Source organism: Castellaniella sp. S9 (assembly GCF_027257175.1).
Taxonomy (GTDB): Bacteria; Pseudomonadota; Gammaproteobacteria; order Burkholderiales; family Burkholderiaceae_B; genus Castellaniella.
The window spans coordinates 216,204-231,960 of record NZ_JAPFGD010000007.1; the positions used below are offsets into that span (position 1 = coordinate 216,204).

The window sequence follows — 15,757 nt, forward strand, 5'->3', positions numbered from 1 at the left end:
CTAGATGCGCTGGAAGCGGTAGACCCCTTGCGCATCCACGCTGCGGCGCAGCTTGCCTTCGAAGTATAAGGCGTGCAGGTGGGCGATCGCCTCGCCCATGGCGAAGGTCAGCTGGTGCAGGTCGAGCTTGCGGCGAAACAGCACCGGCAGGATGTCGGTGGCGCTGGCCGGTTGGCCACAGGCCGCCAGCACCTCGTCCAGTCGCTCGGCGTGGTGGGTATGCTGCTGGGCCACGCGTTCGTGCAGGCCCCTGAAGGGCCGGCCGTGCGACGGCAGCACCAGCGTATTGAGATCCAGGCCGTCATAGGCCTTGAGCGAGTCCAGGTACATCGGCAGGGGATTGCCTTCGGGCTCGAGGTCGAAGACGCTGATGTTGGTCGAAATCCGCGGCAACACCATGTCACCCGAAATCAGCACCCCCAGGGCGGGGCACGACAGCGAGGCGTGCTCCGGCGCATGGCCATAGCCGACGATCACGCGCCACTCGCGACCGCCAATGTTCAGGGCCAGGCCATGGTGCAAACGATGAAAGCTGCGCGGCATGGCGGGCACCATGTCGCCGTAGTAGTCGTGGCGCTCGCGGATCTGCCGCTGTGCCTCGGGGTCCAGCAGTCCGTGGCGGGCAAAGTGTCGCGCCGCAGATTCACCTGCCGGTCCACCGCCCTCGGCGTCCGCCCGCCTCTGCCCAGCCCACAGGCGGGCGATGACGTAGTCTGTCATCGTCATCCAGAGGGGCACCTGCCAACGCTCGCACAGCCAATGCGCGAGGCCCACATGATCGGGGTGCATGTGAGTCACGATCACCCGCAGGATCGGCAGGCCGTCGAGCACATGCTCGAACACACCCTCCCAGCGCGCGCGGACCTCGTCGCGGTCGATCCCGCAATCGACCACGGTCCAGCCCTGGCGGCCGTCGATCTCGTCGCGCAGCAGCCACAGGTTGATGTGGTCCAGGGCAAAGGGCAGCGGCATGCGGATCCAGTACACCCCATCCGCGACACCCATGGCGCGGCCCGGTTCGGGCATGTCCTCGCCCAGCGGGTAAACCAGTTTCTGCTCGTTCGGATTCAATCGTTTCTCCACAAATGCGGCGGCACCCCGCCATGGGCTGTCGCGCGTATTATGGCATCATACAGATTGACGTTAACGTAAACTTCCTTCGTACGACGACCTCCCAGCCATGACGCAAACCACCTGGACCATTTCCGAGCTGGCTCGCGAATTTTCCGTGACGCCGCGCACCATCCGTTTCTACGAGGACCAGGGCATCGTCAGTCCGGGCCGGCAGGGCCGCAACCGGGTCTACGGCGCCCGCGACCGCACGCGGCTGAGGCTCGCGCTGCGCGGCCGGCGCCTGGGCCTGCAGCTCTCCGAGATCCTGGACCTGATCAACATGTACGACGAGACCCCGGCCAGCAACACGGCCCAGCTGCGCCACTACGCCCAGGTCCTCGAAACCCATAGACACAAGCTCGAGCAGCAACGCCACGACCTGGAGGTCACCCTGCGCGAGATCCGCCAGCAGGAGGCCGAATGCCAGGCGCTGCTGCGCGAACGCGCCCTGGCCACCACCCCGGCCGAACCCTAATTGACGTTAACGTAAACGTCATAGCACAATACGTCCGCTATTGGAGACATGCTCATGAACCTGCCCGGCCTCAATTTCGATCTTGGCGAAGACATCAACATGCTGCGCGACGCGGTCCGCGATTTCGCGCAGGCCGAAATCGCCCCGCGCGCGGCGGCCGCCGACCGCGACGATCAGTTCCCCATGGACCTGTGGCGCAAATTCGGCCAGTTGGGCCTGCTGGGGGTGACGGTGGGCGAAGCGTATGGCGGATCCCAGCAGGGCTATCTGGCCCACATGATCGCCATGGAGGAAATCTCGCGTGCCAGCGCGTCGATCGCCCTGTCCTACGGCGCGCATTCGAACCTGTGCGTCAACCAGATCCACCGCAACGGCACCGAGGCGCAAAAGCGCAAGTACCTGCCCGGCCTGGTCTCGGGCGAACACGTCGGCGCCCTGGCCATGAGCGAGCCGGGTGCCGGCTCGGACGTGGTCAGCATGCGCCTGCGCGCCGAAAAGCGCGGCGACCGCTATGTGTTGAACGGCACCAAGATGTGGATCACCAACGGCCCCGACGCCGATACCCTGGTGGTCTACGCCAAGACGGACCCGCAGGCGCATCAGCGCGGCATCACCGCCTTCATCGTGGAAAAGGGATACCCGGGATTCTCGGTGGCGCAAAAGCTCGACAAGCTCGGCATGCGCGGCAGCCACACCGGCGAGCTGGTGTTCCAGGACTGCGAGGTTCCCGAGGACAACGTGCTGGGCACGGTCAACGGCGGCGTCCGGGTGCTGATGAGCGGCCTGGACTACGAGCGCGCGGTCCTCGCGGCCGGCCCGCTGGGGATCATGCAGGCGGTCATGGACGTGGTCGTGCCCTACGTGCACGAGCGCAAGCAATTCGGCCAGCCGATCGGCGAATTCCAGCTGATCCAGGGCAAGCTCGCCGACCTCTACACCACCCTGCAGGCGTCCCGCGCCTTTTGCTACACCGTGGGCAAGAACCTCGACCGGCTGGGCGCCGAACACGTGCGCCAGGTGCGCAAGGATTGCGCGGCCGTCATCCTGTATTGCGCCGAAAAAGCCACCTGGATGGCGGGCGAGGGCATCCAGATCCTGGGCGGCAACGGCTACATCAACGAGTTTCCCACCGGACGCCTGTGGCGCGACGCCAAGCTCTATGAAATCGGCGCCGGTACCAGCGAAATCCGCCGCATGCTGATCGGCCGCGAGCTCTTCGGCGAGACCGCCTGACAACGTCCATGAGGTACTCGGGGGACCACCAGCGCATCGAGCCCGTCGCTCCGCGGCGGCTGTCGCCCGACGCCGTGGCGCGCATGATCCTGGCGGGCTTCGATCGCCACTATTCGCTGTTTCGCTACGGCGCGCAACGCGCCAAGGCCCTGTTCGAATCGGGCGACTGGCACGGCATCCAGCGACTGTCCAGCGAACGCATCGAATACTACGACATGCGCGTGCGCGAATGCGCGGCGGCCCTGGGCCAGGCGCTGCGCGGCAGCGACAGCGCCCCGGCGTCCGGCCCCGCGCTCACGGCCGCGCAGGCCGCATTCTGGCAAGACACCAAGGCCCTCTACGTGGGGCTGCTGGCCACCCACCGGCAACCCGAATGCGCCGAGACGTTCTTCAACTCGGTATCCTGCCGCATCCTGCACCGCAGCTACTTCAACAACGATTTCATCTTCGTGCGTCCCACGGTGGCGACCGAATACATCGACGACGCCCTGCCCTCGTACCGCAGCTACTATCCGCTGGGCGCGGACCTGCAGGACACCATCGTCCGCATGGTCGCCGACTTCGGCCTGGCCGCGCCCTACGCCGACCTGCCGGCCGATGCGCGCCGGCTCGCGCGCCTGGCGATCCGCCAGCTGCGCCTGCGCCTGCCGCGCGGCATCGGCCGCCGCCTGGCGCCGGACTGCCAGATCCAGGTCCTGAACACCCTGTTTTTCCGCAACAAGGGCGCCTACGTCGTGGGCCGCCTCATCAACCAGACCGCCATCCATCCCTTCGCCATCGCGCTGCTGCACAACCCCGGCGGCCAGGTCCGGCTGGATGCGCTGCTGCACACCAGCGACGACCTGAGCACGCTGTTCAGCTTTACGCGCGCTTATTTCCTGGTGGACATGGAGGCGCCGGCGGCCTACGTGGAATTCCTCAATTCGCTGTTCCCGCGCAAGCCCAAGGCCGAGATCTATACCACCCTGGGCCTGCAAAAACAGGGCAAGACGCTGTTCTACCGCGACTTCCTGTATCACCTCTCGCATTCGCACGACGCCTTCGACTATGCGCCGGGGATCCAGGGCATGGTGATGACCGTCTTCACGCTGCCGTCCTATCCCTACGTCTTCAAGCTGATCCGCGACCGCATCGCCAAGGACGGCATGACCGAGGCGACCGTGCGCCGCAAGTACCAGATGGTCAAGATGCACGACCGCGTCGGGCGGATGGCCGACACCTGGGAATATTCCCTGGTCGCCCTGCCCAAGCGCCGCTTCTCGCCGCGCCTGCTCGAGGGCCTGCGCACCGAGGTGCCCAGCCTCATCGAGGAAACCGAGGACACGGTCCTGCTGAAGCACGTCTACATCGAGCGGCGCATGACGCCGCTGAACCTCTACCTGACGCACGCCTCGGACGCCGCCCTCGAAGCCGCCGTGCGCCAGTACGGGCAGGCCATCCGGGAACTCGCGGCGGCGAACATCTTTCCCGGCGACATGCTGTACAAGAACTTCGGCGTCACGCGTCTGGGCCGCATCGTGTTCTACGACTACGACGAGATCCAGCGCATGACCGAGATGCAGTTCCGGCGGATCCCGCCCGCCCCCAACGAGGAGGCCGAGCTCGCCAGCGAGCCCTGGTACCCGGTGGGCCCCAACGACGTCTTCCCGGAGGAATTCCGCCATTTCCTGCTGGGCGATCCACGCGTGCGCGCGGCTTTCCTCGCGCATCATGCCGAACTGCTCGACGCCCAATGGTGGCAGGACTGCCGCGCGCGCGCCGCCCAGGGCAGGATCGAGGATATTTTCCCGTACGATAATGCCAGAAGGCTGCAGTCATCGACACCGCGGCCCTATCCCCGCAGCACCCCCTGAAATTCAATGGAGCACATCATGTCGGATCAAATCGTTCTCGCTTCAGTCGCGCGCACCCCGATGGGAGGCATGCTGGGCAGTCTGTCCGGGCTGGCCGCACACGAGCTCGGCGCCGTCGCGATCCGCGCCGCCGTCGAGCGCGCAGGCATCGCCGGCGACGCCGTCAACGAAGTCATCATGGGCAATGTCCTGCAGGCCGGCCAGGGGCAGGCGCCCGCGCGGCAGGCCGCCCTGGGCGCGGGGCTGCCCCTGGGCGTGGCCTGCAGCACGCTGCACAAGGTCTGCGGCTCGGGCCTCAAGGCCGTGATGCTGGCCCACGACATCATCAAGGCCGGCTCGGCCGACGTGGTGGTGGCCGGCGGCCAGGAAAGCATGAGCAACGCGCCCTACCTGCTGCTGCGCGGCCGCCAGGGCTACCGCTACGGCCATTCCACGGTCTACGACCACATGGCCCTCGACGGCCTCGAGGACGCCTACCAGCGTGGCACCGCCATGGGCGTGTTCGCCGAGGACTGCGCCTCCAAATACAGCTTCACCCGCGAACAGCAGGACGCCTTCTCGCTGGAATCGCTGCGCCGCGCCCGCCAGGCCAGCGAGGACGGCAGCTTCAAATGGGAGATCGCCCCGGTCACGATCAAGGGCCGCAAGGGCGATACCGTGGTCGACACCGACGAGGCGCCCTTCAAGGCCATGCCGGAAAAGATCCCCACCCTCAAGCCCGCCTTCAAGAAGGACGGCACCATCACCGCCGCCAATGCCTCCTCGATTTCCGATGGCGCCTCGGCCATGGTGGTCATGCGCGAATCCACGGCCCAGTCGCTGGGGGCGACGCCGCTGGCGCGCATCGTCGCCCACACCCAGCATTCCCAGGAGCCCAACTGGTTCACCACGGCCCCGGTGGGCGCCATCCAGAAACTATTGGACCGGACCGGCTGGAGCGCCGGCGACGTGGACCTCTACGAGATCAACGAAGCCTTCGCGGTGGTCACCATGGCGGCCATGGCCGACCTGAACCTGCCGCACGACAAGGTCAACATCCATGGCGGCGCCACCGCGCTGGGCCACCCCATCGGCGCCTCGGGCGCGCGCCTGCTGACCACGCTGGTGGGCGCCCTGCGCAAGACCGGCGGCCGCCGCGGCATCGCCTCGCTGTGCATCGGCGGCGGCGAGGCCGTCGCCCTGGCCATCGAAATGATCTGAGTCCAGCCCCGGGCACGGCCGCGGCTGTGCCCGACTTCCAGGAAGCCCCATGCCGGTCATCGAATCCAGAATCAACCCCAGGTCCGAGGAATTCCAGGACAACGCGCAGGCCATGCGCGCCCAGGTCGAGGACTTGCGCAGGCAGCTCGCGCGCACCGCCCAAGGCGGCAGCGAATCGGCACGCGCCAAGCACGTGGCGCGCGGCAAGCTGCTGCCGCGCGAGCGCGTCGAACGGCTGCTCGACCCGGGCACGCCCTTTCTGGAGCTCTCGCCGATGGCCGCGCACGACGTCTACGACAACGCCTCGCCCGGCGCCGGCATCATCACCGGCATCGGGCGCGTGGCCGGCACCGAATGCGTCGTCGTCTGCAACGACGCCACGGTCAAGGGCGGCACGTATTACCCCCTGACCGTCAAAAAGCACCTGCGCGCGCAGGAAATCGCGCAGCAGAACCGCCTGCCCTGCATCTACCTGGTGGATTCGGGCGGCGCCAACCTGCCCAACCAGGACGAGGTCTTCCCCGACCGGGACCACTTCGGCCGGATCTTCTACAACCAGGCGGTGATGTCCTCGATGGGCATCGCCCAGCTCGCGGTGGTCATGGGCTCGTGCACGGCCGGCGGCGCCTACGTGCCGGCCATGAGCGACGAGTCCATCATCGTGCGCAACCAGGGCACGATCTTCCTCGGCGGGCCGCCGCTGGTGAAGGCGGCCACGGGCGAGGAGGTCTCGGCCGAGGACCTGGGCGGCGGCGACGTCCACACCCGGCTCTCGGGCGTGGCCGACCACCTCGCGATGGACGACACCCACGCCCTGCGGCTGGCGCGCGACGCCGTGGCCCGCCTGAACCTGGACCGGCCCGCCCCGGCGGGCGCCTGGGCCGATCCCCTGTACGACGCCCGCGAGCTCGACGGCATCATTCCACGCGACACCCGCAAGCCCTACGACGTGCGCGAGGTCATCGCCCGCATCGTCGACGGCTCCGAGTTCGAGGAATTCAAAGCGCGCTTCGGCACCACGCTGGTCACCGGATTCGCCCGCATCTACGGCATGCCGGTGGGCATCATCGCCAACAACGGCATCCTGTTCTCCGAGGCGGCGCAAAAGGGCGCGCACTTCATCGAGCTGTGCTGCCAGCGCCGCATTCCCCTGGTGTTCCTGCAGAACATCACCGGCTTCATGGTGGGGCGCAAGTACGAAAACGAAGGCATCGCGCGCCATGGGGCCAAGATGGTCACCGCCGTGTCCACCGCCTCGGTGCCCAAGTTCACCGTCCTGATCGGCGGCTCGTTCGGCGCCGGCAACTACGGCATGTGCGGTCGCGCCTTCGGCCCCAGGCTGCTGTTCCTGTGGCCCAATGCCCGGATTTCGGTCATGGGCGGCGAACAGGCCGCCAGCGTGCTGGCCACGGTGCGCCGCGAGGGCATCGAGCGCAAGGGCGGCCAGTGGAGCCCCGAGGACGAGGAAGCCTTCAAGGCGCCCATCCGCGACCAGTACGAGCACGAGGGCCATCCCTACTACGCCACCGCGCGCCTGTGGGACGACGGCATCATCCAGCCCGCCGACACGCGTCGCGTGCTCGGGCTGGGCCTGGCCGCGGCGCGCCACGCACCCATCGAAGACACGCGCTTTGGCGTGTTCAGAATGTAAGGAGACCCCTGTGTTCGATACGCTCCTGATCGCCAACCGCGGCGAGATCGCCTGCCGCATCGCCGCCACCGCGCGGCGCATGGGCCTGCGCACAGTGGCCGTGTACTCCGACGCCGACGCCGGCGCCCGGCACGTCGCCGCCTGCGACACGGCCGTGCGCATCGGCGGCCCCGAACCAGCCAGCAGCTACCTGCGCGCCGACGCCATTCTCGAGGCGGCGCGCCGCACGGGCGCCCAGGCCATTCATCCGGGCTATGGGTTTCTGTCGGAGAACGCCGATTTCGCGCGCGCCTGCGCGGCGGCAGGCATGGTCTTCGTGGGCCCGCCCGCCGACGCCATCGCCGCCATGGGCAGCAAATCCGCCGCCAAGACCCTCATGGAATCGGCCGGCGTGCCCCTGGTGCCCGGCTACCACGGCAACGAGCAGGATCCGGGCTTCCTGCGCCAGCAGGCCGATGCCATCGGCTATCCGGTGCTGATCAAGGCCAGCGCGGGCGGCGGCGGCAAGGGAATGCGCATCGTCGAATCCGGCGAGGCCTTCGCCGAGGCCCTGGCCTCGTGCCGTCGCGAGGCCGCCAGCAGCTTCGGCAGCGACCAGGTCCTGGTCGAACGCTACCTGCAGCGCCCGCGCCACATCGAGATCCAGGTCTTTGCCGATACGCACGGGCATTGCATCCACCTGTTCGAGCGCGACTGCTCGGTGCAGCGCCGCCACCAGAAGGTGATCGAGGAGGCGCCGGCCCCCGGCATGACGCCCGAGCGTCGCCAGGCCATGGGCGATGCCGCCGTAGCCGCCGCGCGCGCGGTGGGCTACGTGGGCGCCGGCACGGTGGAATTCATCGCCGAGCCCGACGGACGCTTCTATTTCATGGAGATGAACACCCGGCTGCAGGTCGAGCACCCCGTCACCGAGGCCATTACCGGCCACGATCTGGTCGAATGGCAATTGCGGGTGGCCGCCGGCCAGCCGCTGCCGGTCGCGCAGGACCAGTTGACCATCCACGGCCACGCCCTCGAGGCGCGGATCTACGCCGAGAACCCCGACAAGGGCTTTCTGCCCTCGATCGGGCGGCTGGACGTCCTCGAGTTCCCGCCGCACGTGACCTTCCGCCAGGGGCCGGTGCGGGTCGACGGCGGCGTCCAGGCGGGCGACACGATCACCCCCTACTACGACCCCATGATCGCCAAGCTGATCGTCCATGGCGAAGACCGCGAACAGGCGCGCCGCCGCATGCTGCGCACCCTGGCGGCGATCCGCAGCACCGGCGTGCAGACCAACATCGCCTTCCTGGGCCGCCTGATGGCGGACCCGGCCTTTGCCGCCGCCGACCTGGACACGGGCCTCATCGAGCGCGAGCACGACCGTCTGTTCCCGCCGGCGCAGGCGATCCCCGAGCCGGTGCTGGCGCTGGCCGCGGCCGCCGTGCTGCACGCCGACGGCCTGGGCGCGCCCGGGGACCCGGCGCACGCCGAGAACCCCTGGGCGGCGGCCGACGGCTGGCGAATCAGCGGACTCTACAGCCGCCGGATCCCGCTGTCGGACGGCACGCGCGATGTCCTCATCGGCCTGGAGCGGGACGGCGACGCCTGGACCCTGTCGGTGGACGACGGCCCCGCGCAAGCACTGAGCTGGCGGGTGGACGGCGCCCACGTCCGCGCCCGCCTGGGCGAGCTGGAGGCCCAAGGGGAGGTGTTTCTCCAAGGCCGCCGTCTCGACCTGTTCGTCGAGGGGCGGCGCCACACCCTGGACTGGCGCGACCCGATCGCGCTGGCCACCGGCGAATCCGACGAGCGGCAAGGCGGCCTGTCCGCCCCGATGCCCGGCAAGGTCCTGTCAGTGGCGGTCGCGGCCGGCGACACCGTCGAGCGCGGCGCGCCACTGATCGTGATGGAGGCCATGAAAATGGAGCACACCATCCACGCCCCGCACGACGGCGAAGTCCTCGAGGTCTATTTCGCCGCGGGCGACCAGGTGCAGGAGGGCGACGCCCTGATCGCCCTGGGTTCCGCCGAGGGCGAGTGACGGCGCCGCCGCGACCGGGGAAATCCCCACGTCGCCCGGCGTCGCGGCGCCCCCTCCGAATCAAGTACACTGTACGGGAAGCACGCAATACGGGCCGCCATGTACGACATCCTCGTCTATCTGTTCGAAACCTACTACACCCCGCAGGCCTGCCCAAAGGCCGAGGTCCTGGCCAGCAAGCTCGCCGCCGCCGGCTTCGAGCACGAAGACATCGACGACGCACTGGCCTGGCTGCGCCAACTGGCCGCCGCGACGGAGCAATGCCAGGTCCTCGCCCCCGCGCAGACGTCCGGGCACACCGCCCTGCGAATCTACACCGACCAGGAATACCAGGCCCTGGGCGCCGAAGCCATCGGCTTCATCGTTTTCCTGGAAAACTCGGGCGTACTGCCGCCGGCCCTGCGCGAGCTCCTCATCGAATGCGCCCAGGCGGCGCATGCCGCGCCCCTGACCCTGTCCGAGATCAAGGTGATCGCCCTGATGGTGCTCTGGAGCCAGGAAGCCGAGGTCGACCACCTGATCTTCGAGGAACTGCTGGCCGACGACAGCGAGCGCCCCTCGCACTGATTTCCGCGCGGCGCCATGGCGCACCCGCCCCCGCGGCCATATGTCGGCCGCTTCGCCCCCAGCCCCAGCGGCCCGCTGCACGCCGGTTCGCTGGTGGCCGCGCTGGCCAGCTACCTGGACGCCCGCGCGCAGCGCGGCCGGTGGCTGCTGCGCATCGAAGACATCGATGAACCCCGCACAGTCCCCGGCGCCGACCGCCTGATCCTGCATCAGCTGCAGTCCCTGGGCCTGCACTGGGACGGCGATCCGGTCTGGCAGACGCAGCGCCATGCCGCCTACGCCCAGGCCTTCGAGCGGCTGCGGCGGGCCGGCCGCGTCTATCCCTGCCATTGCCGCCGGCGCGAGCTGCGGGCCGGCCCGTATCCGGGCACCTGCCGCCCGAATCCCCCGGCGGGACACATCCCCGTTGCCAAAGACGGCCGGCGGCCCGCCTGGCGTTTTCGCGTCGATCCCGGCCTGGAACGCTTCCAGGACCGCTGGCTGGGGCCGCAGTGCCAGGATGTGGCAGCCGAGGTGGGCGACTTCATCATTCGCCGCGCCGACGGCCTGTGGGCCTACCAGCTGGCCGTGGTGGTGGACGACGGCCAGCAGGGCGTCACCGACGTGGTGCGCGGCGCCGATCTGCTGGATTCCACCGCCCGCCAGCGCCAGCTGGCCCGCGCGCTGGCACTGCCCTGCCCGCGCATGCTGCACGTGCCGCTGGTCCTGGACGCCCAGGGCCGCAAGCTGTCCAAGCAGAACCATGCACCAGCGCTGGACCTGTCGCAGCCGCTGGCCTGCCTGCGGCAGGCCTGGCAAGAACTGGGATTCGGACACCTGCCCGCGGATGCGCCGGACGCCTTCCTGGCATCCGCCGCCGCAGGCTGGGCGCAGCGCTACCCGGGCGGCGCGCGGACAGGAATGTCCGCCTGAGATCTTATCAGCCGGCGCCGGCTCGCGTAGCATCCCCGCAGCCATTCACCGGAGGATCCCATGCCCAGCGCAGAACCGAAACTCAAAGTCGCCGTCATCGGGGCCGGCCTCATGGGCCATGGCATCGCCCAGGTGTTTGCCGCCGCCGGCCACGAAACCACCCTGACGGATCCCGATGCCGGGGTCCTGCAAGCCGCCCCGGCCCACGTGGCCCGCAACCTGGAACAGATGCGGGTGCCAGCCGACGCGGTGCTGCAGCGCCTGCGGCTCAGCAAGTCCCTGCCGGCCGCCGTCGCCGAGGCCGGGATCGTCATCGAGGCGGCGCCCGAGCGGCTCGCGCTCAAGCAGCGGATCTTTGCCGACGCGGCCGACGCGGCGCCCCGAACCGCGATCCTGGCCAGCAACACCTCGGTCATCCCGATCACACGGATCGGCGAGCGGCTCGACCCCCAGGCGCGGTCGCGGCTGGTGGGCACCCACTGGTGGAACCCCCCGCATCTCGTGCCCCTGGTCGAAGTCGTCCGCACCCCCATGACGGACGACGTGATCTTCGAACGGACCGTCGGGCTCCTGCGGGCGGCCGGCAAGCACCCGGTGAGGGTGCGGAAGGATGTGCCCGGCTTCATCGGCAATCGCCTGCAGCACGCCTTGTGGCGCGAGGCCATCTCGCTCGTGCAGGCCGGCGTCTGCGACGCGGAAACCATCGACCAGGTGGTCAAACAGAGTTTCGGCATGCGCCTGCCCGTGCTCGGCCCCATGGAAAACGCCGACCTGGTGGGGCTGGAGCTGACCCGCAACGTCCACGAGATCCTGTTTCCCGACCTGGATGCCAGCCCCGAACCTTCCGCGCTGCTCACCCGGCTGCTGGAACAGGGGCACCTGGGCATGCGCTCCGGCAAGGGTCTGCGCGACTGGACGCCCGAGGCGGCGGACGCCGTGCGCGCGCGGTTGGCCCGCCACCTCATTGCCGCCAGCGCGCCCGGGCGGCCGACGGACGACAGCGGCACGGCGCACGGCTAGACGGCGTCCGTCTCCATCCGGTATTCCCGGGTCGTCTTGCCGGTCCAGCGCTTGAATGCCCGGCGGAAATTGGTGGGCTCCGAGAATCCCAGCAGCAACGCGATATCGTCGCCGTTCATCTTGGTGGTGCGCACGTATTCCACCGCCAGCGAGCTTCGCACATCGTCCAGGATGGCCGAGAAGGATGTGCCCTCGGCCGACAGGTGGCGCCGCAGGTTGCGCGCGGTCATGCCCAGTTGCCCCGCGATGGCGTCCATCCCGGGGAATTCCCCCGGCCGCTTCAAGAGGCGCTGATAGACCTCGCCGGCCATGCCCGACAGGGTGCGGGCGTTGCGGATCAGGCCTTCGCAGGTCTGCTGCAGCACGGTGGCCGTCAGCCGGTGGGCGAGCAGGGGCCGCTGGTCCAGGATGGCGGCATCGTAATGCAGTTCACACTGCGGATGATCGAACACGCAGGGGCAGCCCAGGAAGCGTTCATAGATCCCGGCGTCAGGCGGCGCCGCGTAGGAGAAATAGGCCTTGACGGGAAATCTCGGGCGCCCAAACACATCCTGGAGATGCGTCACATGCTGCATGTACTGCTGCTCGATCAGGAAACGGCGGATGTCCGGCGACTCGTCGCACAGGATCGCGTCCGGAAAGGTCCAGACCGCCTTGTCGTCGCGCTCGCACCATTCGATGGTCAGCATCGGCGTGGCCAGCGAATGGTATTTCACGCCCAGCAGGAAATAATCGCGCATTTCCAGGCAGGACATGAGCGCATATCCGTACATGCCATAGGCGGACAGATGCAGGCGCGATCCGGTCAGGAACGGGGTCGACGGGTTCGCGCCCAGCATCAGGGCATTGGCGCAGAGTTCCACGTACTGCCGGATCGAGGTCAATGCCGTGGCGTCGTAGATGCGGCTTTCGTCGATTCCGATGCCCCGCAGGCTTTGCGAGGCGGGTATGCCCTGCTCGGCCAGCACTTCGATCAGGGCGGCGATCTTATAGGGCGCGTAGATGCGCTCGTTATAGGTGGGAGGGTGTCGCATCGGGGTGCCTTCCGTTCAGGATATGTCCGCGTCCGAATTTGATCTTATCATCCGCGGGCGGGTCGTTTACTCTGTGTGCGTCACTGCACAGGACGGGCCACGCACGCGCCCGGAACACAGGAATCAGCATGAAACTACAAGGCAAGGTTGCGTTGATCACAGGCGCGGCCCGCGGCATCGGGGCGGCCACTGCCCTGCGCTTCGCACAAGAGGGCGCCGCCATCGTCGCCTGCGACGTCCACGAGGACGCCCTGCGCCAGACCGTCGATGATTGCCGGGATGCCGGCGCGCCGGCGCTGGGCCTGGCGGGCGACGTCACGGACCGCGCAAGCATCGACGCGCTCGTCGGCACCGCCCTGACCGAGTTCGGCCGGATCGACATCCTGGTGAACAACGCCGGGATCACGCGCGACGCCCGTTTCGAAAAAATGACCGAGGCGCAGTTCGATGCGGTCATCGACGTGAATCTCAAAGGGGTCTTCAATGCGGCCCAGGCCGTCGTGCCCGGCATGATCGAGCGGGGCTGCGGCGTCATCCTCAACGCCAGCTCGGTGGTGGGCCTCTACGGGAACTTCGGCCAGACGAACTATGCCGCGGCCAAGTCCGGCGTGATCGGCTTCACCCTGACCTGGTGCCGCGAGCTTGGCCCCAAGGGCATCCGGGTCAATGCCGTGGCGCCGGGCTTCATCCAGACGCCCATGCTCGACAGCGTGCCGGACGAAATCCTGACGCGGATGTGCGAGCAGGTGCCGCTGCGGCGCCTGGGGGCTGCGGAAGAGATCGCCAAAGTGTATGCATTCCTGGCCAGCGACGAGGCCAGCTACATCAACGGCGCCGTGATCGAGGTCACCGGCGGGCTGAGTATCTGACATGTCCATCATTCAACGTCTGCTCGTCCCCCAGGGCCTGAGGGTGCTGATCACCGGCGGCGCCGCCGGCATCGGCGCGGCCATTGCGGAAGGCTTCCTCGAGGCCCGGGCCCGCGTGTATGTCTGCGACGTCGACGCCCCGGCGCTGGCCGCCTTCCGGCGGGACCATCCGGATGTCCTGGGCGCCGTCATCGACGTCAGCGAGGCCGCGGCGGTCGCCCGGGCCGTGGACGAGGCCGCGCAGGACCTGGGCGGCCTGGACGTGCTGGTCAACAATGCCGGCATCGCCGGCCCGACGGGCGGCATCCACAGCCTGGCCGCGTCCGACTGGCAGCGCACGATCGACACCAACCTGAACAGCCAGTTCTATTTTCTGCATCACTCCGTTCCCCATCTGAAGCAATCGCCGCACAGCCCGCACATCGTCGCCATGTCCTCGGTCGCGGGCCGCCTGGGCTATCCCTTCCGCACGCCTTATGCCGCCAGCAAATGGGCGGTCGTCGGCCTGATGAAGTCCCTTGCGGCGGAACTCGGCCCCGACGGCGTCCGCGTCAACGCGGTGCTCCCGGGCGTGGTGTCCGGTCCGCGCATGGACCGCGTCATCGCGGCGCGCGCGCAAGCCCTGGATCTGGACGACGCCGCGATGCGCGAGCAGTATCTCCAGAAGATCTCTCTGCGCCGCATGGTCTCGGCCGAGGACATCGCGGCCATGGCGCTGTTCCTGTCCACACCGGCGGCGGCGAACATCACCGGCCAGGCGATCAGCGTGGACGGTAACGTCGAATACCTGTGACATGGCCCGTCCGGGCCGGGCGGCGCCCGGGGTGCCGCCCGGCGGACTAGAAGCCGACCTTGTCCGCGCCCTTCAGGCCCAGCATCTGCCGGACCTCGCGCGGCGACGCGATCTCCAATGACAGTTCTTCCAGGATACGGCGGATCTTGCGCACCTGGTCCGCGTTCGACGAAGCCAGCTCGCCCCGGGACAGGAACAGGCTGTCCTCCAGTCCCACCCGGACATTGCCTCCCATGACAGCAGCCATGGCCGTCAGCCCCATCTGGTGCCGGCCGGCGCCCAGCACGGAGAACCGGTAGTTTTCCCGCCCGAACAGGCGGTCCGCGGTGTCGCGCATGTGGACCAGGTTGGCCGGGTCCGGCCCGATGCCGCCCAGGACGCCGAGGACGAACTGGATGAAGAGCGGCGTGCGCACCAGGCCCTGGTCGACGAAGTGGGCCAGGTTGTAGAGATGGCCCATGTCATAGCACTCGAACTCGAAGCGGGTGCCGTGGATCTCGCCCAGCGCGCGCAGGATGTGCGCGATGTCCTTGAAGGAATTGCGGAAGATCTGGTCCTCCATGCCCTCGACATAGGACTTTTCCCAGTCGTATTTCCAGTCGCTGATGCGGCGGGCGACCGGATGGATCGAGAAGTTCATGGAGCCCATGTTCAGCGAGCACATTTCCGGGCGGGCCGCCAGCGGGTACGCCAGGCGCTCGGCCAGGCTCATCCGCGCCGTGCCGCCGGTCGTGATGTTGATGACGGCGTCGGTGGCCGCCTTGATCCGGGGAACGAACTGCTGGAAGACCTGCGGGTCCGGCGTGGGCCTGCCGTCGCGGGGGTCCCGGGCGTGCAGGTGCAGGATCGCCGCACCCGCCGCGCCGGCCGCGATGGCCTGTTCCGCGATCTGCTCCGGCGTCAGGGGCAGGTGCGGGGACATCGTCGGCGTGTGGATGCCGCCCGTCACGGCGCAGGTGATGATGACTTTGTCGTTCGAGTGTTTCATGTTTCCGTTTCCAGACCGCTGCGCGG

Annotated in this window: 14 protein-coding genes; 11 read left to right on the forward strand and 3 right to left on the reverse strand. The window is 68.5% G+C overall.

The genetic code is table 11. The features are described from left to right. Nucleotides 1-1,071 carry an MBL fold metallo-hydrolase gene (locus OOZ48_RS13245; RefSeq protein WP_269499071.1) on the reverse strand — a complete coding sequence of 357 codons (1,071 nt, stop codon included), beginning with the start codon at nt 1,069-1,071 and terminating at the stop codon, nt 1-3. 109 nt (nt 1,072-1,180) lie between these two features. Between OOZ48_RS13245 and OOZ48_RS13250 the strand changes: the two genes are divergently transcribed. From OOZ48_RS13250 to OOZ48_RS13290, 9 genes are all read left to right on the forward strand, one after another. Further along, entirely contained in the window at nt 1,181-1,588 is a 408-nt protein-coding gene (locus tag OOZ48_RS13250; RefSeq protein ID WP_269499074.1) for a MerR family transcriptional regulator, read from the forward strand. Between the two features lie 54 nt (nt 1,589-1,642). Next, the gene (locus OOZ48_RS13255; RefSeq protein WP_269499076.1) at nt 1,643-2,821 is read left to right on the forward strand and encodes an isovaleryl-CoA dehydrogenase; all 1,179 of its coding nucleotides are present in this window, start codon (nt 1,643-1,645) and stop codon (nt 2,819-2,821) included. Between the two features lie 8 nt (nt 2,822-2,829). Continuing rightward, a complete protein-coding gene (gene aceK, locus OOZ48_RS13260) occupies nt 2,830-4,674 on the forward strand; it encodes a bifunctional isocitrate dehydrogenase kinase/phosphatase (RefSeq protein WP_269499078.1) in 1,845 nt (614 codons plus the stop codon). 18 nt (nt 4,675-4,692) lie between these two features. After that, nucleotides 4,693-5,874 (forward strand): acetyl-CoA C-acyltransferase, encoded by a 1,182-nt coding sequence (locus tag OOZ48_RS13265; protein ID WP_269499079.1) that lies wholly within the window; start codon nt 4,693-4,695, stop codon nt 5,872-5,874. A 49-nt stretch (nt 5,875-5,923) separates the two neighbouring features. Next, nucleotides 5,924-7,525, forward strand: coding sequence for a carboxyl transferase domain-containing protein (locus tag OOZ48_RS13270; protein ID WP_269499081.1), 1,602 nt, complete (start codon nt 5,924-5,926; stop codon nt 7,523-7,525). 10 nt (nt 7,526-7,535) lie between these two features. Further along, nucleotides 7,536-9,548, forward strand: coding sequence for an acetyl/propionyl/methylcrotonyl-CoA carboxylase subunit alpha (locus OOZ48_RS13275; protein ID WP_269499083.1), 2,013 nt, complete (start codon nt 7,536-7,538; stop codon nt 9,546-9,548). Between the two features lie 99 nt (nt 9,549-9,647). Next, nucleotides 9,648-10,115 (forward strand): DUF494 family protein, encoded by a 468-nt coding sequence (locus OOZ48_RS13280; RefSeq protein WP_269499084.1) that lies wholly within the window; start codon nt 9,648-9,650, stop codon nt 10,113-10,115. A gap of 15 nt (nt 10,116-10,130) precedes the next feature. Further along, nucleotides 10,131-11,027, forward strand: coding sequence for a tRNA glutamyl-Q(34) synthetase GluQRS (gene gluQRS / locus OOZ48_RS13285; RefSeq protein WP_269499086.1), 897 nt, complete (start codon nt 10,131-10,133; stop codon nt 11,025-11,027). Nucleotides 11,028-11,087: 60 nt separating this feature from the next. Beyond that, nucleotides 11,088-12,047, forward strand: a complete 960-nt coding sequence (locus OOZ48_RS13290; protein WP_269499088.1) for a 3-hydroxyacyl-CoA dehydrogenase family protein — start codon at nt 11,088-11,090, stop codon at nt 12,045-12,047. Here the strand turns inward: OOZ48_RS13290 and OOZ48_RS13295 are convergent. Further along, nucleotides 12,044-13,081, reverse strand: coding sequence for an AraC family transcriptional regulator (locus OOZ48_RS13295; protein ID WP_269499090.1), 1,038 nt, complete (start codon nt 13,079-13,081; stop codon nt 12,044-12,046). The two genes, OOZ48_RS13290 and OOZ48_RS13295, sit on opposite strands and share 4 nt — an antisense overlap. A gap of 128 nt (nt 13,082-13,209) precedes the next feature. On the opposite strand from OOZ48_RS13295, the gene fabG reads away from it, so the two are divergent. Together fabG and OOZ48_RS13305 are read left to right on the forward strand one after the other, a co-directional pair. After that, the gene (gene fabG, locus OOZ48_RS13300; protein ID WP_269499092.1) at nt 13,210-13,950 is read left to right on the forward strand and encodes a 3-oxoacyl-ACP reductase FabG; all 741 of its coding nucleotides are present in this window, start codon (nt 13,210-13,212) and stop codon (nt 13,948-13,950) included. Nucleotide 13,951: 1 nt separating this feature from the next. After that, nucleotides 13,952-14,743, forward strand: a complete 792-nt coding sequence (locus OOZ48_RS13305; protein ID WP_269499094.1) for an SDR family oxidoreductase — start codon at nt 13,952-13,954, stop codon at nt 14,741-14,743. Between the two features lie 46 nt (nt 14,744-14,789). Here the strand turns inward: OOZ48_RS13305 and OOZ48_RS13310 are convergent, their stop codons facing one another. Beyond that, nucleotides 14,790-15,731, reverse strand: coding sequence for a 3-keto-5-aminohexanoate cleavage protein (locus tag OOZ48_RS13310; protein WP_269499095.1), 942 nt, complete (start codon nt 15,729-15,731; stop codon nt 14,790-14,792). Nucleotides 15,732-15,757 lie beyond the last annotated feature (26 nt).